This is a genomic window from Weissella confusa (genome assembly GCF_004766315.1).
Lineage (GTDB): Bacteria > Bacillota > Bacilli > Lactobacillales > Lactobacillaceae > Weissella > Weissella confusa_A.
In genome coordinates this window covers 1-20,099 of record NZ_PVSN01000040.1, presented here as the reverse complement: position 1 = coordinate 20,099, position 20,099 = coordinate 1, and the positions used below count along the sequence as shown (strand labels likewise).

Genomic DNA, 20,099 nt, shown 5'->3' with positions numbered 1-20,099 from the left:
ACGGTTCCAGTTAAAGCATCGGTCATGATAAGCGGATGGTAACCGACGTTCAAGTAGTGATAATTAAAACCAATTTTTTCTTGATGACCAAAGGTCTCAAAGTAGGTTGAATCCAAATCTAGCACCAGTTCAGTATTGGCTGATCTTTCATCAATTAAAGAGACAATACGACGATTTAATTCTTGTAGCTCATCAATGTCTTCGTTCGTGAGATGTGATAGAAATCTGGAAATAGTTGGTTGAGATGCCATGTTTTGCGCATAAACAAGTCGATGTTCGATATCTTGGGTCAAGTAATCTGCAACGTCATCGTTGCGATAACCTTCGATAACTTGAATGAGCATTTGCAATAACAATTCTACCTTAGCATAGCGTGGATTTTTGCGATTATCGTTGAATTCAACGTTATTAAAGAGCCTGGAAATTACAGGCGAATTCATAAAAATACTAAGCAGCACGTTGCCACCATCCGAGGTAATTGGTGCCCCATTGTCTGAAACTGCAACTAAATGGTTGCTAGGTAATACTTTTTGAGTCATAATTTTAGACGCTCCAATTTTTGAGTATTTGGTTTGTTTTCCACTAACAAAATATCATAAAAAAGAGCTCCTATGGTTTTCACCCAACGGGTGAAAGCGCAAAACCCGCTGAAACGGTATTAACTTGCTGTTTCAGCGGTTTTTTGTTTGTCTTGATGAATAATCCGGGTTAAAGTATTTGATTTACCAACGCATTTTGAAAAGCGCCGGGTGCATATCATGTTTGACGGTGTGGAACAGGCAATGTATTTGTGGGTGAATGGATACTTTGTGGGTTATTCAGAAGACAGTTTTAGTCGAGCTGAGTTTGATATCACTGAGCAACTGCATGCCGGGCAAAACATGATTGCGGTGGCTGTATATAAAATGAGTACCGCAGCGTTTATTGAAGATCAGGATATGTTCCGTTTCTCGGGTATTTTTAGAAGTGTACGTTTACGCGCATTGCCTGAGATTGACGTGACGGATGTTGATATCAAGCCAATGGTGCATGGTCAGAATGGTATGGTTGATGTCACGTTGCAGCTATCATCAAAAACACCAGTGACGGGTAACGTTCAGATTGCGATTTTAGACCATAATCAGCAATCGCTATTAGAAACGCAGATTAGTGCTGATGAGCAGGTGCGTCTGGCAGACTTGATTGTGCCAGACATAGCATTGTGGTCTCACCAACAGCCAAACTTGTATCATTTGCAAGTGACGGTGACCAATGCAGCCGGTGACGAGGTTGCCTTTGTGAATTATCCATTTGGCTTTCGAACGATTGCGATAGGCGCTGATAATCAGTTGCAACTGAATGGCCAACGTTTGTACCTAAATGGGGTAAACCGCCATGAATGGTCACCTGAAACAGGGCGTGCGCTTAACGAAGGAGATATGCGCCAGGATATGCGTGTCATTCAGGAAAATCATATCAATGCGGTCCGAGCATCGCATTACCCAAACCAAGTGCCATGGTATTTCATGGCTGACGAAGCGGGTATTTACTTGATGGCGGAAACGAATTTGGAATCCCACGGTACCTGGCAGAAGATGGGACAAGTGGAACCATCTGTTAATGTCCTCGCGTCACATGCAGCTTGGCATGATGTTGTGATGGATCGCGCCCAGAGTAACTATGGGCAATTTAAGAATCACGCATCGATTCTATTTTGGTCACTCGGAAATGAGTCATACGCGGGGGACAACATTGCCGATATGAATGCGTACTTTAAGCAGGTTGATCCAACGCGCTTAACGCACTATGAAGGGGTCTTCCATAACCGAGCCTATGACGACCAAATTTCTGACGTGGAAAGTCGCATGTACGCGTCACCGGCTGATATTAGGACGTATTTGACTGAACACCCTAAGAAGCCTTATCTGAACTGTGAGTTCATGCATAGCATGGGTAATTCGGTTGGCGGCTTTGACGAATATATGGCCTTGTACGATGAGTTCCCTGCCTATGGTGGTGGTTTCATTTGGGATTTCAAATATCAAGCGTTGTGGCAGGAGGATTCAATTACAGGACAACGATTCTTAGCCTATGGTGGTGATTTTAATGACCGTCATTCTGATTATGAATTTTCGGGTAACGGCATTGTCTTCGCCGACCGTCAGTTGAAGCCAGCGATGCAAGAGGTGAAATATTTCTATGAGCGATATGAAAACAAATAAATTAAAGCTTGTGTTTGGTGACGGTGTTCTTGGTGTGCATACTGCCGACACGCATTACCTATTTAGTTATGAAAAAGGTGGCTTGGAATCATTACGCGTAAAAGATGTTGAGTGGTTGTACCGTGTACCAAAGCCAGCCTTCTGGCGTGCAACGACGGATAATGACCGTGGTAATGGTTTTTCAACCAAGAGTGCACAATGGTTTGGCGCTGACTAGTTCAGTGCAGTAGTCGATTTCAACGTTGTGGTTGACGGGACCGAGATTGCCAAACCTGTGTCACCTGAGAATAATCGGTATGACAATCAGCAAGCAGCCGACCAAGTAAAGCTTACATTCGTATATCAGACGGCAACTAGTCCACAAGCAACCGTATTAGTGAGTTATGAGGTGACTGCTAGTGGTGAATTAACGATTACCGCAACCTATTTGGGCCAACTGGGATTGCCGGAGTTGCCAGCTTTCGGGTTGCGACTCGTGATGCCAGAGCCGGTTGCTGGTTTCACATATCAGGGGTTGTCTGGTGAAACGTATCCTGATCGTTGGCAAGGTGGTGAACCTGGTATTCATCAAATTGAAGGGCTGCCGGGTACACCATATTTGGTGCCACAAGAGATGGGGATGCATATTAAGACAGATTGGATGACATTCGCCCACAATACTGGTTCTCATTTGCGTGTTGATAAGACAGATGAACAATTTGCCTTTTCAGCATTACCATACACGGCCGTTGAATTGGAATCGGCAACGCATCAAAATGAACTGCCACCGGCTCGCCGAACGATATTGACGGTTTACGGCGCAGTGCGCGGCGTTGGCGGCATTGATAGTTGGGGTAGTGATGTACAACCGACATATCGATTGCCAAGTGATCAGGATTACACGGTTAGTGTGACGATTTCAGCTAATTAAAGAAAAGGCGTACCAACTGGTACGCCTTTTGCTTATGCATTGTTTTTTCTGTTTTTGAATGTTTGAAAAGTGGGCATGCCAATACCAACCACGATTAGGATGAATAAAATGCCGAACATGGCGACAGGACTCTTTTCGCGTAAGAGTTCACCGAGTGAGGTGACTCGGACTAGAATACCCAGGACTGTCAGTACGAGAATGTATACGCCGAAAATCCAAGACTCTTGGCCAAACTTTCCCAGTACGAAGAGCAACAATAATATTGTGCCAATGCTGGTGATGAAAATTAAGTCATAAGGTTGTTGCACAGTTATCGTAAACCGCTGGGCAAAAGTTTGATTAACCCAGATTAATGCAGCGATGGTACCAATCCAAATGACACCAATCCCAATGTAGTATCGCCACGACTTACGAGCATACACACTATTACTGATGAGTCGGAAGACCGTCATAATCAAAAGACTAGTGATACCGGCGTTTAAAATTGCGTTGATGAGATTGATTTTTAGGATAGGGTCGAGAAAATCACCGACCACCATGTAGGCGTTTATTAGCAAAAAGATTAATAAGAACAGCCCGATTAATGACCAAGGTGATTCAGCATCAAACGTTGCAATCAAGTCGTTGCCGGCATCTTTTGGTGTTTTTCCGAAAAATGCGCTGGCAGACTCTCCGTTTTCTTGCGCGACAAGAATATCGGATACAATCTCATACAGTGATGCATTCACTTGTTCCTCGTTCTTAAAGAGTGTGCGACTTCGAACGTAGACGATTAAATCTTCCACGTATGCTTGATTGTCTGGCGATAGTTGGTTGGTTAGTTGATTGATTTTATGAATGTATGCGTCGTTTGCTTTTGTCATTGTGATTATCTCCCCCTGATATAGTCGTCATGACGGTTACTTAATAATGTTATTAACTATGCTGGTTAAGGCTGACCAGTCTTGATCAAACTTGGTTAAAAATTCCTCGCCAGTGGGTGAAATGAAAAGGTATTTGCGATTGGGTCCATCGGGCGATGGTAGTTGTTTGCTTGTTAGTTGACCAGCTTTTTCCATCTTTTGAACGATCGGATAGACGGTACCCCCGGTAATATCAGTAAAGCCCAGTTCGCGCAAACGTGTCACCAATTCATATCCGTAAATAGGACCTTCAGCGATTACGTGTAGCACGACACCACTTAAAATGCCTTTCAACATTTGTGAATTGTTCATCTGTTTTCTCCACTTACTATTATGTTTTACATACTAGTTGTTTGTGAGTACCTTGTAAAGCCTACTAGTGAAAATAATGGTATTTATGTTTTTGAGACACGTTAATTTTCATAGACTTTGTAAGTGCAACCGTCAGTTGCTTGGAGATATACCGGCATTCTTGTAAAGTTTAAGGGGTAGGAATGAGGAGGATACAACATGAAGATTGGTGAAAATATTCAATTGCACCGTGAGCAACACGGTATGTCACAACAGGAACTAGCGGATAAGTTGGGCGTTACTCGGCAATCGATTTCAAAGTGGGAGAATGACACAGCACTGCCAAGTTTCAAGAGCGTATTGATGATTGGGGATGTGTTTAATCTTTCATTGGATGAATTAGTGCGTGGGGATGATCGGTTAATTGAGGAGTATCAAAAGGATAAGGGATTCAAACTTTCGCCGACAGAAAAAGTTGTTTTTTCAATTATCGGCATCAGCATACTGGCATTTGTATTGGTTAGTGCGTGGCCCGGCCTTTTTCGAGGAGATTGGCAGCAGGGGCTATTTGAATTTTCACAACTAGTCGCATTTGTCGCGTTGATGAAGAATGTGCCTTGGCGAGATGTTAATAAGTTATTACGTAATCGAAAGTTGTTTTGGCTATTGCTAGTATGGGTTCTTCTGGCTGCAACGCCATACACTGTATCCGCCACGCAGTCTACTATTGCGGGATATATCCAAGGTACTCGTGAATATCAGTCACGTTAAATTGCGTGACCAGTAGTCAAATGTTACCATTAACGTACAATCTGAAAGTGAGAACAAGCATGAATAATGACGTTGAAGTAATGTTGTATGTAAGTGACGTGAACCGTGAAGCTGATTTTTGGGTATCATTGGGGTTTGTTGAGCGTGATCGTCAAGATATGGGCGAGACTGAAATGGTGCAAGTAGCACCTTCAGAAGATGGCGCATTTGCCTTGAATATTTTCGACCGTGAGTTCATCAAGGAGAACTCACCTGAAGTTGTTGATAACGTTCCTTCAATTATGTTCCACTCGGATGACGTTGAAGCGTTGTACAACAAGATGACAGAATTGAATGTCGAAAAGGGTGAACTAGTTGAGATGGGGCTACAAAAGGTCTTCAACTTCGCGAACCCGGACGGTCTATACTTCGGTGTTTCAGGTATCTAATAGGAGACAAAGTCAGCGTATTTGCTGGCTTTTTTCTTTTTTACCGGAAATTCCGCTGGTTGCGAAGCTGTTTTCCAAAGTGCAACCTATAGTTGCTAGTAATTTAATAGTTTTTCCGGTAGATTTTACTGTAGTAAATGAGCGGAGGAACTATCATGAAATTTGGTGAGAACATTCAATTGCAACGTGAAAATCACAATATGTCACAACAAGAACTTGCAGATATTCTGGGGGTTACGCGGCAATCTGTTTCAAAGTGGGAAAACGATACTTCCTTGCCGAGTTTTAAGAACGTGCTGGCAATTGGAGCGTTGTATGATGTTTCATTGGATGAACTGATTCGTGGGGATGAACGGTTGGTTGAAAAATTTGAGGATCGTAGTGCTGGTCATTATACGCCGGTTGAAATCATCCTATTTGCCCTGATTGTAGCCAGTGTGGTGGTATTCATCTTAAGGAATTTCGATGCCAAATTAGCGAATTGGCCTTACTTGGTAAACATGGCGTTCTATACTATACAATTGATTGCTTTTATAACTGTGCTTATCATGGCACCGTGGCGACGCATTAATGAGTTACTCCGTCAGAATAAGTGGTTCTTTTTTGTGGTACTGGTTTGGGTATTGTTAGTATTTACGCCAGATATGGTCGATTTCTTTAGAGGGTTTTTAGATGGCTTTTTTGGAAGTGTGAAGCAGTATTGATGCACAAAAAATAAAGGACTTGGTATTTTACCAAGTCCTTTATTTTATAGGTTCGCGTGTTGTGCGTCAGTCATTTCAGTGGCAATTTTGGCCATTTCATCAACTGATTCGTGCATCCCCGTTGCAATCCAGCGGATGGCCAAAGCCAACATACCAGAAGCGGTAAAGTCAGACACATAGTCAATTGACATTGAGTGACTAGCTTGGCTACGGAACAATTCCGCGTACAAGCCATGCATGATATCACGCAAAGGTGGATAGAATTGTTCGCGAAGGCCGGCATTTAGCAAAACTGCAATTGCCATACCATTAGCTTGCACGAATCCAAAGAATTCGCGTGCAATGATTTCGCTTTCCAACGGTAGGGCAGCGGCTTCCTTCGCAAAGTCATCTGTAAGTTGTTCTACAATCGTCTTGATGACTGCTTCCTTTGTGCCAAAGTGGCGATAGAAAGCCATCCGTGACACGCCTGCCATGCGGGTAATTTCAGTAACCGCAAGTTGGTCATAGGACTGGCTTTGCAACAAAGTCAGCGTTGCATCAATAATTTGATCGTCAGTCTGCTGACGAATACTCTCCGTTAACATGTTCTTCATGCTTCTAATATACCGAGTAAAACGCACAGCTGTCAGTGATAACCGGCAATCGCAAGGTGACCTTTACTCGCTTTACTAATCCTTTGAAAATGCCATGAAAACTAAAAAAACAAGGCTACAAACGTAACCTTGTCTTAATGATTCGTTAATTAAATCGTCCGCATTAACGGCGTTGATCGATATAGTTTTTCAATTCAGGAGACAGAACTGTCTTAACCTTGGCCAAGTCGGCTTGGTTCGTCGCACCAACCATTGCGTAGAGCTTAGCCAAGTGGTTTTGCCAACGAGTGATTTCAGTAATCAAACCATCAGTGCCTTCATTTAGCACAGTGTGCAAGAAGTGACCAGCAACACCAACAGCTTTGGCACCAAGAATTTGAGCCTTCATGACATCCAATGGGTCTTGGATACCACCAGTAGCAAATACAGTAGGGGCGTTTTCAACTAATTGGGCTTCCAATAAGCTTTCAGCAGTGGTTTGACCCCAGTCGTAAAGGTAGCCGTGCGCTGCCGTCATTTCACGATTACGGCGATCTTCAATCACAGCGAAGTTCGTCCCTGAACGACCACCCAAGTTAACGTATTGGGCACCCAAGTCACGAATTTGTGCAATCGTTTCTTGTGACATACCGAACCCGACTTCCTTGATAATGACAGGAACAGACACGGTTTCGATAATGCGTTGTAGCTCTTCAGCCCAAATGTATTCACGATCACCTTCAGGCATCACGACTTCTTGGGCAACGTTGATGTGAACTTCAAGCGCGTTAGCTTGAATCATGTCCACAACTTGCTGAGCGTGTTCAGCCGTGTGTCCAGCACCGATGTTGGCCATCACGAAGCCATCTGGGTTAATTTCACGAACAGACTTAAATGTTGCAATCGCTTCGGGATCCTTCAAAGTGACACTTTGTGAGCCGACAGCCATGGCCAAACCAGTTTCCTTAGCAGCGGTTGCCAATTGGGCATTCACTTTACCGGTCTTTTGGCTACCACCCGTCATCGCTTCGATGTAGAAGGGGGTTGTAAAGTTAAAGTAAGGGTCCATCACACTTAAATCAACGTCTGCGACGCGTGTTTCTGGCAACCCTTGGTGAATAATGCGAACGTCATGCAATGATGACGTTGGGGCATTACGACGGAATTCGGCTTCCGCTAGAGCAAGGTGCTCATCTTTGCGGTGTGCGTGGGCAGATTCCATAATCATTTTCTCCTATAAAGTTGCAATTGAGAGTGGTAGCGGTTGGATGCCGGCTGCAAGCCAGGCTTGCGTGAGCGCTTTAGCAACCAAAGTATTGTTTGTAATGGCGATGCCATTGTCACCACCACCAGCTCCTGATATTTTAGCACTTGCACCAAGTTCACTCGCAGTTGAAAGGAGTGTTAATAGTTGTGGCGTCATGTAGGATACCCCAACTTGACTGGTATAAGTGAATAGTTGTTCTTGATTCAAACGAAGCGCTGTAGCGACCTTATCGTAGTCCATCCGGCGCAGACCTTCAACCAGCATGTTAACGAGTGGCGCTGTGTTTTGGGCCAGTAATTGCTTCGCATGTTGCTTATCGACCGACGTTGCACCTTGCGCCAACATTTGTTGTGTATCTGCCGGTGCACCGGTCCATCCAACAAGGAGTTGCCAGTCAGCAGGGAAACCAAGTCGCTCAAGACGAAGCATTGGCCAGTCGCACGCAATGATTTCTGAGAAATAGCGATTACTATCAATCCATTCAGTTATGACGTCAGTATCAAATTTACTATACAAAACAACGCCACCGAGACTGGCAGCAGCGATATCACCCATTGAACCAGCTTTGAAGTTTGGCGTTGTTAATGTAATTAACGCAGCTAACTTAAAACGTTGCTCAGGTGTCATTGGTAACTCGTAGTCATCAACGACGGCCTTAATGAGGGCGACCACGACAGCAGCTGATGATCCGAGGCCAAGTTTTTGACCATTGTCAGCATTTAAATGACTCGTAATGGAAACGGTCAACCCTGTGACAGGTTGACCGTTGTCGAGTAGATAATCATTTAATACCTGCAATGTGCGGATCACAAGGCGCCAGTCATCGGTGAGAGCCAAATTTGGTAATTCGGCTACTGACCAAGTTTGTGAGCCTAGTTGATCGCTGTTAACGATCAATTGGTCATCTGAACGACGTGTTACATCAGCAGTAACAAATCGATCAACAGCAATGACAACACTAGGTTGACCACTGAGTGTGACCGCATATTCACCAGCAAGATAAAGCTTGCCGGGTGCTTTAGCAGTTGTCATTAAATTTCATCTCCTTCAACGATTTTGATACCAGGTCCTGGCGTCGCAACCTTAATTTGAACACCAGGTAACTCAGCAGAAAGTGCAGCAAGAATTGTTTCAGTGTCCGAAGGTTGTGAAATCAACTTAACATTTGGACCGGCATCCATGGTTGCGTAGACGGGCACACCTTGTTCGCGTAGTTTTTGTGCGATGGTGATGATTGTCCAAGACGTATCCGTTAGGTAGTTAAAAGGAGGGACGGCGGTTGCATTGGTTGCATGCATCATCAGTGCATCGGTTTCAGCAATCTCACCAATGGTGGTTAAGTCATGTTCCTTAATCGCAGTCGTCATGGTGTCAACGTGATTGTTCGTGTAGTCAACCCACGTTTGATACATTGGTGATGTCGTGAGCGCATGTTGCATCCCACCACGTGAATCAACCTTCTTGGGTTGATCACTAACAATCACCGTCAACAATTGGATTGGCCAATCAACGTTTTCTTGGAATGCGTGGGCAACCGACGTTTCGCTATCGATACCACGTTCCCAGATGGCAAAACCACCAAAGATAGACCGTGATGCTGAACCTGAACCTTGACGAGCAAGGCGTGACAGGTCTGAATCTGACAGCGTTAGACCAGCTGCTTTGCTGGCAGCGCCGGCTAGTGCAGCGAATGCTGAAGCCGAAGAAGCTAGGCCAGCGGCAGTAGGGACGTGGTTGATTGAGTGAACATGGGCAAAACGGCTTTCACCGGCCTGCTCACGGACCATATCGAGGAAACGGATAACTTTCATCGCACCCTTACCAGTCAATGGTGCACCATCCAATGTTAGTTCATCGGCAGTTAGGGCATCGTCAAACCAAACCGTTGTATCAGTATAAAATTCATCCAACGTGAGCGACACAGAGGTCGTAGTTGGCATAATTAGTTTTTCGTTTTGCTTACCCCAGTACTTTAGCAACGCAATGTTCGTGTGCGCACGGGCAGTTACATGCATCATGAGTTATCTCCTACAATTGTGGGTAACGTTGGGCCCAAACTTCTTGTGCGCCAGCAACTTCTAACGCTTGGATGATACGTTGTACGTCGTCATCGTTTTGCGCAAGGGCGAGCATGGCACCACCAACGCCACCACCAGTTAACTTAGCGCCAAGGGCACCAGCTTGGTTGGCAGCATTGATTAATTCGTCAAGCTTTGGATGAGAAACACCTAAAGCAGCGAGGTGAGATTGGGCGTCATTCATATGACGACCCAATGATTCGATATCGTCATTGGCCAAGTCTTCGCGGGTTTCACGCGCAATTTGACCGAGTGCTTCAATGTGTGGGCGGGTTGTTTCAGGTTCGTTATCTAGTTGCTCACGGACAACCGAAACAGCAAGGCCAGTTTGGCCGTGCACACCGGTGTCAGCAATGATTAGCGTACTGTGAAGTGCCATTGACATTGGTTCAGGCTGTTCACCCTTTACAAACCAGACTGGCACATCATGCGCCGTTGTGGCAGCGTCAATGCCAGAGGGCGATCCATGTGTAATGGCTTCTTCAATGTTCGCCCAGCGTTGTAGTTCAGCATCGCTTAATTCAGCATCGAAGAACGCGAAGAAAGCACGCACAATGGCAATGGCTGAGGCCGCAGAAGACCCCATGCCACGTTCTTGTGGAATGCTTGACTGGATACGCAAGGTAAAAGGCGTCTTGATAGCGTTGAAGTGACGTAGCAAGCGCGCGATTAACTGACGCACGCCTTCATATACTTCTGCCATGGTCGCTAGAGGGCCTTGATACCCTTGAGCGATTACAATTTGTCCTTCTTCACGAGCCTCGATTGTAGCTGTCATCGCCAAATCCGGTAGGGGTAAGGCGATGGCAGGTTGGCCGTAAACGACCGCGTGTTCACCAAGTAAAATCACCTTGGCGTGGCTAGTACCAGTTGCTAGCTTTTCCACTGTAAAATCACCAATCCATTCTCTAATTGTTTTTTCAAACTGCTATTATCATACCAAAACCCATTATATTAGGGAAATATCTGTGAACTTTCATGCTATAATTTAATTACTACTAAAAGAAGGTCGTGGTACGCTCTGATGCTAAATCGAGACATCTATGCGGTTGTCGATCTAGAGACAACCCGTACAACGAGCGAATCGGGCCGAATCATTCAGATTGCGGTCGCATTCGTACAAAATAAAAAAGTCATTAACCAATTTTCAACGTTGGTTAATCCTGGCGAGCAAATTCCACGTAACATTACCCAACTAACGGGTATCACCCAAAGCATGGTGAAGGGGGCGCCTTTTTTTGAGGACGTCGCCATGACACTACATGCCATGCTACAAGGCACAATTTTTGTGGCCCACAACGTTAACTTTGATTTGCCGTTTTTGAACGCTGAATTTGAGCGTGTTGGGTTAACAGGATTGAAGAGCACCGCTTTGGATACGGTGCCATTGAGTCAAATTTTGTGGCCAACTGCACCCGGGTATCGTTTGGTTGATATGACCAACTACCTCGCGTTGGAACACAGTCATCCGCACCAGGCGGATAGTGATGCGCTGGCGACTGCTGATTTGCTAATTGCGATTTTGAATCGCGCAGAAGGCTTGCCAATGTTGACGCTACAAACGTTGGCTGATTTGCCACTTGTTTTACCACGTGACACGAAGACGGTGTTTGAAAAGGCGTTGGCAAAGAATCAAGCCCAGCCACAACCATTACCAGCGCATTTGCAAGTGATTGATGGATTGGCATTGCGTCGCTTCTCTGATCCAGCACCGCTGGTTACAGGGCACGCACCGGCATTCCCGGCTAAAAAAGCTGCTAAAGAACAGCTATACGGCAAGAGCCTCGCTTACCGTGAGCAACAAGCGAAGTTGATGAATGCGATTTACACGCATTATACGGAAGCTGAGCTATCAACTGAACCTGGTAAGACGGCATTTGTTGCTGAAGCACCAACGGGGATGGGGAAGACGTTGGCTTACTTGTTGCCATATGCTTATTTGGCTGATGAAAAGCAGAAACAGGTAGTCGTTGCTGTGCCAACGATTACATTGCAACAACAAGTGACCGACACAATCAACACGACATTGAAGGACATTTTGCCATTTGAAGTACGTGGGGCAAGTCTGAAGGGACGTACCCACTATTTGAATTTGCAAAGTTTCAAGCGGGCATTGCGTGTCGACGAAGGATCAACGTCATTGCAATTCATCAAGGCACAAATCTTGGTTTGGTTAACTGAAACCTTGAGTGGTGACTTTGACGAATTGAATTTGATTAATCCACAACCTGACTTTATGGCTAAGTTGTCACAACCGGCTAATAATCCAGCTGGTTCGCCTTATTACGGCCACGAATTCAGCGAACGTCAGCATGTGTTAGCTGAGAATGCACAATTCTTAGTTGTTAACCACGCTTACTTGGCTGAATACGCCCAAGAATTGGGAACGACCGATGATTCACCATACTTGGTGATTGACGAGGCCCAGAACTTGCCAAATGCCGTTTTGGAACAAAGTCGTCATCAATTGCCATTCCAAGTTTGGTTGACGCGTGTTCAAAACGCGACGAACTTGATTTTGCGTGATAACGACCCATCAATCGGGGTGATTTTGAATCGCTTGGTTGGTGGGCAGCAACTAAAGTCACGTTTCTTACAACAATTGGAAGTGCTCTCAAGCGAGCTGCCAAAGTTGCAAGTGGCATTCTATCGTCGTTTCTTGCTAAACGGTCATACGCCGGCTACTGAAGGTCACTACGAAGTTGAATTACCAATTTCTGAGTTGGCCCAGTTCTGGGTTGACCAAGGTCACCATCTAACAAGCATGCGTCGTGCAGTTCGTGATTTAGGTGAATCGCTGGATTATTTGTTGGAACAATTCAGCAATACCAAGGACGCATTCTCATTGAATGAACGTCAACACTTGGCGGATTTCCGTCGCTTGCTAGAGAGTATTGCTAAGTATGAGCAACGCTTGACGACATTTCAGCAAGACTTGGTTGATTTCCCAGATGCGAGCGTCTTCTGGTTAACGGAAAATCAAAACCACGACAGCAGTAACTTGCGCTTAAGTGGAGGGTTGCTGCACACCTTGGATTTCTTCAAGGACAAGGTTTATCCGCACTTTATGCCACCAACAATTGTCGGGGCAACGTTGTTTACATCAACAAAGTCGGGTTATCTATATGACCGCTTGAATATTGATCGTGACACGGTCTTTGCTCGTCGTTACCCTGAAGTGTTTGATTTCAAGAATCAAGCTGAATTGGTGATGGTTGAGAATGCGCCGTCACCAACTGATTCAGGTTACGTTAGTTATTTGGCCAAGCAATTGGTGCAATTGACGACAACGGTCCAAGAAAACGCACTGGTACTGTTTAATTCGTTGGACACCATTCAGCAAGTCTACAATCACATGCAGTCAAATCAAACTTGGCAGCAAGGGAATATGACGTTGCTGGCACAAGGTGTGACCGGGACGCGTAGCAAAATTATGAAGCGCCTGCAAAACGAATCACATATGGTGGTTTTGGGTGCCAATAGTTTCTGGGAAGGTGTCGACTTGCCTGGTGATCAACTCCGAATGGTCGTGATTGCGCGACTACCATTTGACCAACCGAATAGCGTGCTAGCTCGCGCTGAGGAAGCGGTCTTAATGGCACATGGTAAGCAGCCGTTCTATCAAAGTACGTTGCCAAAGGCGGTGCTACGTTTGCGCCAAGGTGTCGGTCGTTTGATTCGCAAGCCGGATGATTTTGGTGCTGTGGTGATTTATGACCCACGTATCTTGACCAAGTCTTACGGTAAGACATTGCGTAACATGCTGCCGGAGGAAATGCCACAATATACGTTGGCTGACAATGAAGTTGTCCCAAAGGTGAAGCGATTTTTTGATGCGCATTAACGCAAGGTCTTTAATATTGCTGTAAAATTTGATACAGTAATAATTGATTTTGTTCTGTTCACGCAGAACTAACCAGAAGGAGCCACGACACATGGAAATGCGATCAACCGCTCGTTCAAGACGTCGCCGGCACGGATGGCGCTGGCTAATTGGCTTAATCGTTGTGTTAGTACTCCTTATTGGTGGTGCTACGATTGTGTCGGTTGCAATGCACCCGGTTACTGCGGCGCGTGAACGAGTGACTGAATTGGCGGTTAAGCGAAATAAGATCACCTCAGCAACCCAATTTTACGCAGTTTCTCGCAATGATACCTACTACAGTGTGGTCGGCGAGAATAAGAAGCACCAAAAAATCGGTGTCATCGTAAAAGGAAAGTCAAAGAAACTCGTCACCGTTAAAATGACTGATGGCGTTTCGGCTGCTGAGGTGCGACAACTTGTGAAGTCAAAGTACAACCCTAAGCGGATTACAAGCCTCGGGTTGGCTATCTATAAGCAAGTTCCTGTGTGGGAAGTAACGTTTATAGATCGACAAGGCAATTTGAACTTTATCACCTATCAATTTGCGGATGGTAAGGCAGTTCGGACCATCCAACATTTATAAGAGATTACACATCTAAGGGAGTTTAGAAGATGGATACAATTCGCATTGAAGACGCGAAGAACTACGTCGGCCAAGAGGTTCGATTGGGCGCTTGGTTGCGTAACAAGCGTGGTTCAGGAAAGATGCAATTCTTGCAATTGCGTGACGGTACGGCCTTTTTCCAAGGGGTTGTTTCAAAGGAAGCTGTTGGTGAAGAAATCTTTGCCAAGGCCAAGGCTTTGACGCAAGAAACGAGCATGTACTTGATTGGTACGATTCGTGAAGACGAGCGTTCACCATTCGGATACGAAATGCAAGTTAAGGATTTGACGGTTGTTGGGGAGTCAGAAGGTTACCCAATTACACCAAAGGAGCACGGTACTGATTTCTTGATGGATCACCGTCACTTGTACTTGCGCCACATCCAACCATTTGCTGTTTTGCGTATTCGTAACACGATTATCGCAGCAACGTATGAGTTCTTTAACAAGGAAGGGTTCGTTAAGATTGATTCACCAATTTTGACGGGTTCAGCCCCTGAAGGAACGACTGAATTGTTCCACACGGAATACTTCGATACTGATGCTTACATGTCACAAACTGGACAATTGTACGCTGAAGCTGGGGCAATGGCCTTTGGACGGGTCTTCACGTTTGGACCAACGTTCCGTGCTGAAAAGTCAAAGACGCGTCGTCACTTGACTGAGTTCTGGATGATTGAGCCAGAAATGGCTTGGATGCACCAAGAGCAATCACTTGAAGTGCAAGAGCGTTACATCGCTTACTTGATTCAAGCTGTTTTGGATCGTAACGAGTACGAATTGGACTTGTTGGGACGTGACAAGGAATTGTTGAAGTCATACACGCAATTGCCATACCCACGTTTCTCATATGATGATGCTATCAAGTTGTTGCAAGAAAACGACTTTGATGTTGAATGGGGTGCTGATTTCGGTTCACCTGAAGAGACGTTCTTGGCAAACCACTTTGCTAAGCCAGTCTTCATCACGAACTTCCCTAAGGAAATCAAGGCCTTCTACATGAAGCGCCACCCAGACCGCGATGATGTCGTTATCTCAGCTGACTTGTTGGCACCTGAGGGATACGGTGAAATCATCGGTGGTTCAGAGCGTGATACAGACTACGACTACCTTGAGCAACGCATCAAGGAACAAGGTTTGGATTTGAAGGAATACTCATGGTACTTGGACTTGCGTAAGTATGGTTCAGTACCTCACTCAGGATTCGGTCTTGGGTTGGAGCGTGCCGTTACTTGGATTACAGGTGAGGAGCACATCCGTGAGGCAATTCCATTCCCACGTACAATGAACCGTTTGTGGCCATAAGCTAAAAATAAACGTTGATATACCGCTGGAAACCGTTGATATGACTGGTTTCTGGCGGCTTTTCATATCTATTTTTAAATGTCTGAAAGTGTGCAAAAGTATCAAAAAATTTGCGCCAATTTGCGCCAAAATGGGTGTTTTTAAAAAAATTTGCGCCATATTTGCGCCAAAAATCAGTCGATTTTATCAAGAATATTAAGCGTCTTTGATTCTTCGCTTTGTTGCTTGTCACGTAGTAGGTGGGCATATACTTGTTGCGTAATTGTAACGTTTGAATGGCCTAAACGCTTAGATGCATAATTAATGTCGACGCCTTTCGATAGTAAGTAAGAAACGTGTGAGTGACGCAAGCCATGAACGGAAACTATATTTTCAAAACCAAGTTCACGTTCAATTCGTTCAAGCCAGTGGTTATTGATAGTAGCCCAACGTCGGCCATCGAATAATTCATTGGCATCGTTCCATTCAGACTTTGCACTAATAAACGTTTCGTAGTTATCAAAGAAACGATCTGGCATAGCAATAGTGCGAATAGATGATTTTGTTTTTGGCGTGGTTGATTCGCCGGAACGTTGCTTGGTCTTTGTTACGCTGATATTGTGCGCATCAATATCAACATCATCACGAGTAAGTGCTAATGCTTCACCCGCACGCAGACCTGACAATGCAATCAAATAAATCATGAATGACGTGTTCCACTTAATTAGCTTGTCGTTAGTTTCGATGTATTTAAGTAGCTGGTTAAATTCATCAACTTGAAGGAATTTTTCATCCGCAGACTTAGAATCAGCGCCTGGTATAATAACGCCATAGGTGGGGTCAGCTGTTATTAAACCATCGTGAAATGCTTGTTCGATTACTTGTTTCATAATCTGGTGACGCTTAAGTACAGATTTACGTTTCTTGTCGCTTGAATAATCGTTTAAGAATGCTTGATACATTTGGCGAGTAATCTGATCTAGTGTTACATTCTTAAAATACACATCAACAACGTATTTGCGAACTGCATGCCATGATTCTTTTGTTGTTTCCTTGAGCCCAGCATCGAACCGCAATTGTTGATACTCGTCGAAATAATCGCTGAAAAGGGTAAGGGTGCCTTTTTGAAGTGTTGGCTTGCTATTAGCAACTGAGTATTCAGCCGCCCAAGCTTCAGCTTCCTTTTTGGTCTTGAAACCACGCTTACCTTTTTTGCGATATTTTCCGGTTGTGTCTTTAAATGATATTTCAACGCGCCAACCGGTGTCGGTTTTATATACTGCCATTAGTTTAAACCTAACCTTTATATAGTTTTTTTGGACAGTTTAAAGACATGTCCAGGTCTGGTACGATAGAATACGGAAATAGGGCAGTGATGTTCTGTTTTGAGTGATGCGTATACCCGTTTGTTTGGCGACGAGGGGGTATACGCATTTTTTGTTATACTAGGTACGAAACAAAAAATAATTTGTTTCAAGAATCATAACTACTGGCGCATCTGTCTTAGATTGATAGGTGCGCTTTTTGAGCGTAAAATAAAAGGCAACAACTCCTGAAAGTCGTCGCCGTCGCACGTGATAAGTAGATTATATCAGGAGATTAACTATGCTTACAACAATCATAATTTCAATTTTTGTATCAGTCATTATCACCGCAATAATCATGGTGGCGATAGTGGTAGTAGCACTTAGAACCTTTGGCAATATGGAGGAAAAATCACTGAGACATAATACAAAGTTAAACACACTTATTCTGATTGACTCACTGATTAAATCTGGCGACACGACTCTAATCGAAACAGGACGAAGGATGCACCAACATCTAAACGAACTTGACTTACTTCACGACATCGATGAACGACTTACCAAAAATAGTTAGCCATGTGATCCCATGATGATACGTAGTTTTGCCCAAATTGTTGTTTTGTGTTTGCTCTAACTCTAATAAATCAATCTGTTGGTAAAGTTCTTTGTTGGTCGTCGCTTCCTCAGAAAAATCAAGAAGACCAAGTCCTCTTAGTTCGTCTAGAGTACCCTGTGCTGGCATCAATAATTGATGATCTATTTCTAGAACTTGCGTTATATTTTTTATTGTATTTCCAGTTTCTTGCTCAACGATTTTAAAAAATCCAACCGGCACGAATTCTTTATTAGACATACGAATCAACAAATCAGCTGACTCTGGCGTTAAATTGGCGAGCACTGATGAGTAATTGGGGCTGATAGACGAGTTCCTGGTTGCATCTGCTGTTGCAGAAATCAGCTTGGCAAATCGCTGGCGCATTGTTTGGTTATCGATTGAAAACCTACTATCTTGGATTTGTTTTCCAATTAGAAAGGCTTTTGATTCGTCAAGTGTAGCGTGAGGATTTTCGTCGAAGTAAATTTGAGTTTGAGCAGCAAGTGCGCTCAGATAGCCATCCTCTACGATTTCTTGTTCACGCTTTGCTAACTGATTTCTATTAAAAAAGCGAGTAACGATATCGCCAATCGTTTGTGCAGGTTTCTTTAGTGCCGCAGTTTTAACTTCGTCGGGTAATGACAAGGCATCCGCACCGGCTTTCGTGGCGTCAGCGAGTTTACCAATTGTATCTGGATCCATAATACTGTCCTTTCACGCCTCACTCAATCGAGTGGGGCTTTTTATGTATCCCGCCAAAGGACGGGTAATAATATTAATTATTTAGATTAAATGACATGTCATAATCGTGATTTGAGTTATCGTCATCATAATCATCTGTGTCATAAAAAGCATCAAATTTAAAGCGCAAATTATTAATGGAAGTAGCAGCGGCTAAGTTGCTAACTGGAATCGTAACGTCTCCAGTCTTGGTTGCACCAGAAGATATATCACCATCCCAAGATTCAGTTGAATCAGCTTCATGTTGTTCCCCGTTATCTAGAACTAGAGTTCCTTGCGTTGGGTATATTCGTACATCTCTACTTGGTGATACCGATACATTCAGCCGAACAAAACCATTTACGTTGAACTTTCCATCGTTAGCGGAATCGTATGTATATGTTTTAGCAAGTTTATATACAGTCACAGAGTTAATTTTCACATTAGCGGCAGACCAAGTGTTGTCAGTGTAGTTAACGTTGTAAGTTTTTGAATCTTTTACATCATAGTCATCGTAGTTTACTTTGATTGTATTTTTATCAGTATCACTAGATAAAGAAGATGAACTCTTAATTGATGATGCGGTTGAAGTGTCTGTTTTTACCGTATCCACGGCATGTGAATAGAGTGATTGCGTAATCAAAACAATCGCAAATGCAACTACTGAAAAGATAGTGCCTAATAATGCCAAGAGCTTTTTTTGTTTGCGGTTAACTAATAGAGCAACTATACCCAACACAAACCCAATAACAGCAATAATTGCTCCCACGGTATTTACAATAGGTACCCAAGATAAAATCAATGCAAAAACACCTAGAACTATTGCCAGGATGCCCAAAACCTTTTTCTCTGGTTGCTTGTCCATGAGAAAATACTCCTTATATAGCTTTTAACCCGGATTATTCATCAAGACAAACAAAAAACCGCTGAAACAGCAAGTTAATACCGTTTCAGCGGGTTTTGCGCTTTCACCCGTTGGGTGAAAACCATAGGAGCTCTTTTTTATGATATTTTGTTAGTGGAAAACAAACCAAATACTCAAAAATTGGAGCGTCTAAAATTATGACTCAAAAAGTATTACCTAGCAACCATTTAGTTGCAGTTTCAGACAATGGGGCACCAATTACCTCGGATGGTGGCAACGTGCTGCTTAGTATTTTTCTGAATTCGCCTGTAATTTCCAGGCTCTTTAATAACGTTGAATTCAACGATAATCGCAAAAATCCACGCTATGCTAAGGTAGAATTGTTATTGCAAATGCTCATTCAAGTTATCGAAGGTTATCGCAACGACGACGTTGCAGATTACTTGACCCAAGATATCGAACATCGACTTGTTTATGCGCAAAACATGGCATCTCAACCAACTATTTCCAGATTTCTATCACATCTCACGAACGAAGACATTGATGAGCTACAAGAATTAAATCGTCGTATTGTCTCTTTAATTGATGAAAGATCAGCCAATACTGAACTGGTGCTAGATTTGGATTCAACCTACTTTGAGACCTTTGGTCATCAAGAAAAAATGGGTTTTAATTATCACTACTTGAACGTCGGTTACCATCCGCTTATCATGACCGATGCTTTAACTGGAACCGT

General features: G+C 43.9%; 19 protein-coding genes and 1 pseudogene. 9 read left to right on the top strand and 11 right to left on the bottom strand.

Going from position 1 to position 20,099, the window contains the following annotated elements; all coding sequences use genetic code 11:
• Positions 1-539: transposase (locus C6P11_RS06230; RefSeq protein WP_210114223.1), on the bottom strand; the 539-nt coding region annotated here is incomplete at its 3' end.
• A 159-nt stretch (positions 540-698) separates the two neighbouring features.
• On the opposite strand from C6P11_RS06230, the gene C6P11_RS06225 reads away from it, so the two are divergent.
• Positions 699-2,201, top strand: coding sequence for a glycoside hydrolase family 2 protein (locus C6P11_RS06225; protein WP_348628395.1), 1,503 nt, complete (start codon positions 699-701; stop codon positions 2,199-2,201).
• A pseudogene (locus C6P11_RS06220) lies at positions 2,188-3,111 on the top strand (beta-galactosidase small subunit). Before C6P11_RS06225 ends, C6P11_RS06220 begins: the two are co-directional and overlap by 14 nt.
• Before the next feature lie 32 nt (positions 3,112-3,143).
• Here the strand turns inward: C6P11_RS06220 and C6P11_RS06215 are convergent.
• On the bottom strand, positions 3,144-3,974 hold the full coding sequence (locus C6P11_RS06215) for a hypothetical protein (RefSeq protein ID WP_135519587.1): 831 nt from the start codon (positions 3,972-3,974) through the stop codon (positions 3,144-3,146).
• A gap of 36 nt (positions 3,975-4,010) precedes the next feature.
• A complete protein-coding gene (locus tag C6P11_RS06210; RefSeq protein ID WP_135519585.1) occupies positions 4,011-4,325 on the bottom strand; it encodes a PadR family transcriptional regulator in 315 nt (104 codons plus the stop codon).
• Between the two features lie 198 nt (positions 4,326-4,523).
• Between C6P11_RS06210 and C6P11_RS06205 the strand changes: the two genes are divergently transcribed.
• From C6P11_RS06205 to C6P11_RS06195, 3 genes are all read left to right on the top strand, one after another.
• On the top strand, positions 4,524-5,075 hold the full coding sequence (locus tag C6P11_RS06205; protein WP_135519583.1) for a helix-turn-helix transcriptional regulator: 552 nt from the start codon (positions 4,524-4,526) through the stop codon (positions 5,073-5,075).
• A gap of 59 nt (positions 5,076-5,134) precedes the next feature.
• Entirely contained in the window at positions 5,135-5,503 is a 369-nt protein-coding gene (locus C6P11_RS06200) for a VOC family protein (RefSeq protein ID WP_003607599.1), read from the top strand.
• A gap of 155 nt (positions 5,504-5,658) precedes the next feature.
• Entirely contained in the window at positions 5,659-6,207 is a 549-nt protein-coding gene (locus C6P11_RS06195; protein ID WP_167849543.1) for a helix-turn-helix domain-containing protein, read from the top strand.
• A gap of 44 nt (positions 6,208-6,251) precedes the next feature.
• Here the strand turns inward: C6P11_RS06195 and C6P11_RS06190 are convergent, their stop codons facing one another.
• From C6P11_RS06190 to mvk, 5 genes are all read right to left on the bottom strand, one after another.
• The gene (locus C6P11_RS06190) at positions 6,252-6,794 is read right to left on the bottom strand and encodes a TetR/AcrR family transcriptional regulator (RefSeq protein WP_003607597.1); all 543 of its coding nucleotides are present in this window, start codon (positions 6,792-6,794) and stop codon (positions 6,252-6,254) included.
• A gap of 172 nt (positions 6,795-6,966) precedes the next feature.
• Positions 6,967-8,004, bottom strand: coding sequence for a type 2 isopentenyl-diphosphate Delta-isomerase (gene fni / locus C6P11_RS06185; RefSeq protein WP_135519579.1), 1,038 nt, complete (start codon positions 8,002-8,004; stop codon positions 6,967-6,969).
• A 12-nt stretch (positions 8,005-8,016) separates the two neighbouring features.
• Positions 8,017-9,081 carry a phosphomevalonate kinase gene (locus C6P11_RS06180; RefSeq protein ID WP_135519577.1) on the bottom strand — a complete coding sequence of 355 codons (1,065 nt, stop codon included), beginning with the start codon at positions 9,079-9,081 and terminating at the stop codon, positions 8,017-8,019.
• The gene (mvaD, locus tag C6P11_RS06175; RefSeq protein WP_135519575.1) at positions 9,081-10,067 is read right to left on the bottom strand and encodes a diphosphomevalonate decarboxylase; all 987 of its coding nucleotides are present in this window, start codon (positions 10,065-10,067) and stop codon (positions 9,081-9,083) included. Before mvaD ends, C6P11_RS06180 begins: the two co-directional genes overlap by 1 nt.
• A gap of 10 nt (positions 10,068-10,077) precedes the next feature.
• Positions 10,078-11,013 carry a mevalonate kinase gene (mvk, locus tag C6P11_RS06170; protein WP_135519573.1) on the bottom strand — a complete coding sequence of 312 codons (936 nt, stop codon included), beginning with the start codon at positions 11,011-11,013 and terminating at the stop codon, positions 10,078-10,080.
• Positions 11,014-11,151: 138 nt separating this feature from the next.
• On the opposite strand from mvk, the gene C6P11_RS06165 reads away from it, so the two are divergent.
• From C6P11_RS06165 to asnS, 3 genes are all read left to right on the top strand, one after another.
• A complete protein-coding gene (locus tag C6P11_RS06165; RefSeq protein WP_135519571.1) occupies positions 11,152-13,971 on the top strand; it encodes a helicase C-terminal domain-containing protein in 2,820 nt (939 codons plus the stop codon).
• 91 nt (positions 13,972-14,062) lie between these two features.
• Complete coding sequence (locus C6P11_RS06160; protein ID WP_135519569.1) at positions 14,063-14,575, top strand: DUF5590 domain-containing protein; 513 nt, start codon at positions 14,063-14,065, stop codon at positions 14,573-14,575.
• 29 nt (positions 14,576-14,604) lie between these two features.
• On the top strand, positions 14,605-15,900 hold the full coding sequence (asnS, locus tag C6P11_RS06155; RefSeq protein WP_003610494.1) for an asparagine--tRNA ligase: 1,296 nt from the start codon (positions 14,605-14,607) through the stop codon (positions 15,898-15,900).
• A gap of 173 nt (positions 15,901-16,073) precedes the next feature.
• Here the strand turns inward: asnS and C6P11_RS06150 are convergent, their stop codons facing one another.
• From C6P11_RS06150 to C6P11_RS06140, 3 genes are all read right to left on the bottom strand, one after another.
• Positions 16,074-17,165: a tyrosine-type recombinase/integrase gene (locus C6P11_RS06150; protein WP_135519567.1), complete on the bottom strand. Its 1,092-nt coding sequence runs from the start codon at positions 17,163-17,165 to the stop codon at positions 16,074-16,076.
• A gap of 550 nt (positions 17,166-17,715) precedes the next feature.
• Positions 17,716-18,480 (bottom strand): Abi-alpha family protein, encoded by a 765-nt coding sequence (locus C6P11_RS06145; RefSeq protein WP_135519565.1) that lies wholly within the window; start codon positions 18,478-18,480, stop codon positions 17,716-17,718.
• A gap of 73 nt (positions 18,481-18,553) precedes the next feature.
• Positions 18,554-19,363 (bottom strand): DUF308 domain-containing protein, encoded by an 810-nt coding sequence (locus tag C6P11_RS06140; protein WP_135519563.1) that lies wholly within the window; start codon positions 19,361-19,363, stop codon positions 18,554-18,556.
• A gap of 197 nt (positions 19,364-19,560) precedes the next feature.
• Here C6P11_RS06140 and C6P11_RS06135 point away from each other — a divergent pair.
• Positions 19,561-20,099: transposase (locus C6P11_RS06135; RefSeq protein ID WP_210114226.1), on the top strand; the 539-nt coding region annotated here is incomplete at its 3' end.

What these genes read in the sequence shown, in the direction of transcription:
- C6P11_RS06210 (WP_135519585.1), bottom strand. Translation starts at nt 4,325, where the DNA reads ATGAACAATTCACAAATGTTGAAAGGCATTTTAAGTGGTGTCGTGCTA.
- C6P11_RS06200 (WP_003607599.1), top strand. Translation starts at nt 5,135, where the DNA reads ATGAATAATGACGTTGAAGTAATGTTGTATGTAAGTGACGTGAACCGT.
- asnS (WP_003610494.1), top strand. Translation starts at nt 14,605, where the DNA reads ATGGATACAATTCGCATTGAAGACGCGAAGAACTACGTCGGCCAAGAG.
- C6P11_RS06190 (WP_003607597.1), bottom strand. Translation starts at nt 6,794, where the DNA reads ATGTTAACGGAGAGTATTCGTCAGCAGACTGACGATCAAATTATTGAT.
- C6P11_RS06215 (WP_135519587.1), bottom strand. Translation starts at nt 3,974, where the DNA reads ATGACAAAAGCAAACGACGCATACATTCATAAAATCAATCAACTAACC.
- mvaD (WP_135519575.1), bottom strand. Translation starts at nt 10,067, where the DNA reads ATGATGCATGTAACTGCCCGTGCGCACACGAACATTGCGTTGCTAAAG.
- C6P11_RS06205 (WP_135519583.1), top strand. Translation starts at nt 4,524, where the DNA reads ATGAAGATTGGTGAAAATATTCAATTGCACCGTGAGCAACACGGTATG.
- C6P11_RS06150 (WP_135519567.1), bottom strand. Translation starts at nt 17,165, where the DNA reads ATGGCAGTATATAAAACCGACACCGGTTGGCGCGTTGAAATATCATTT.
- C6P11_RS06145 (WP_135519565.1), bottom strand. Translation starts at nt 18,480, where the DNA reads ATGGATCCAGATACAATTGGTAAACTCGCTGACGCCACGAAAGCCGGT.
- C6P11_RS06160 (WP_135519569.1), top strand. Translation starts at nt 14,063, where the DNA reads ATGGAAATGCGATCAACCGCTCGTTCAAGACGTCGCCGGCACGGATGG.
- C6P11_RS06165 (WP_135519571.1), top strand. Translation starts at nt 11,152, where the DNA reads ATGCTAAATCGAGACATCTATGCGGTTGTCGATCTAGAGACAACCCGT.
- fni (WP_135519579.1), bottom strand. Translation starts at nt 8,004, where the DNA reads ATGGAATCTGCCCACGCACACCGCAAAGATGAGCACCTTGCTCTAGCG.
- C6P11_RS06180 (WP_135519577.1), bottom strand. Translation starts at nt 9,081, where the DNA reads ATGACAACTGCTAAAGCACCCGGCAAGCTTTATCTTGCTGGTGAATAT.
- C6P11_RS06195 (WP_167849543.1), top strand. Translation starts at nt 5,659, where the DNA reads ATGAAATTTGGTGAGAACATTCAATTGCAACGTGAAAATCACAATATG.
- C6P11_RS06140 (WP_135519563.1), bottom strand. Translation starts at nt 19,363, where the DNA reads ATGGACAAGCAACCAGAGAAAAAGGTTTTGGGCATCCTGGCAATAGTT.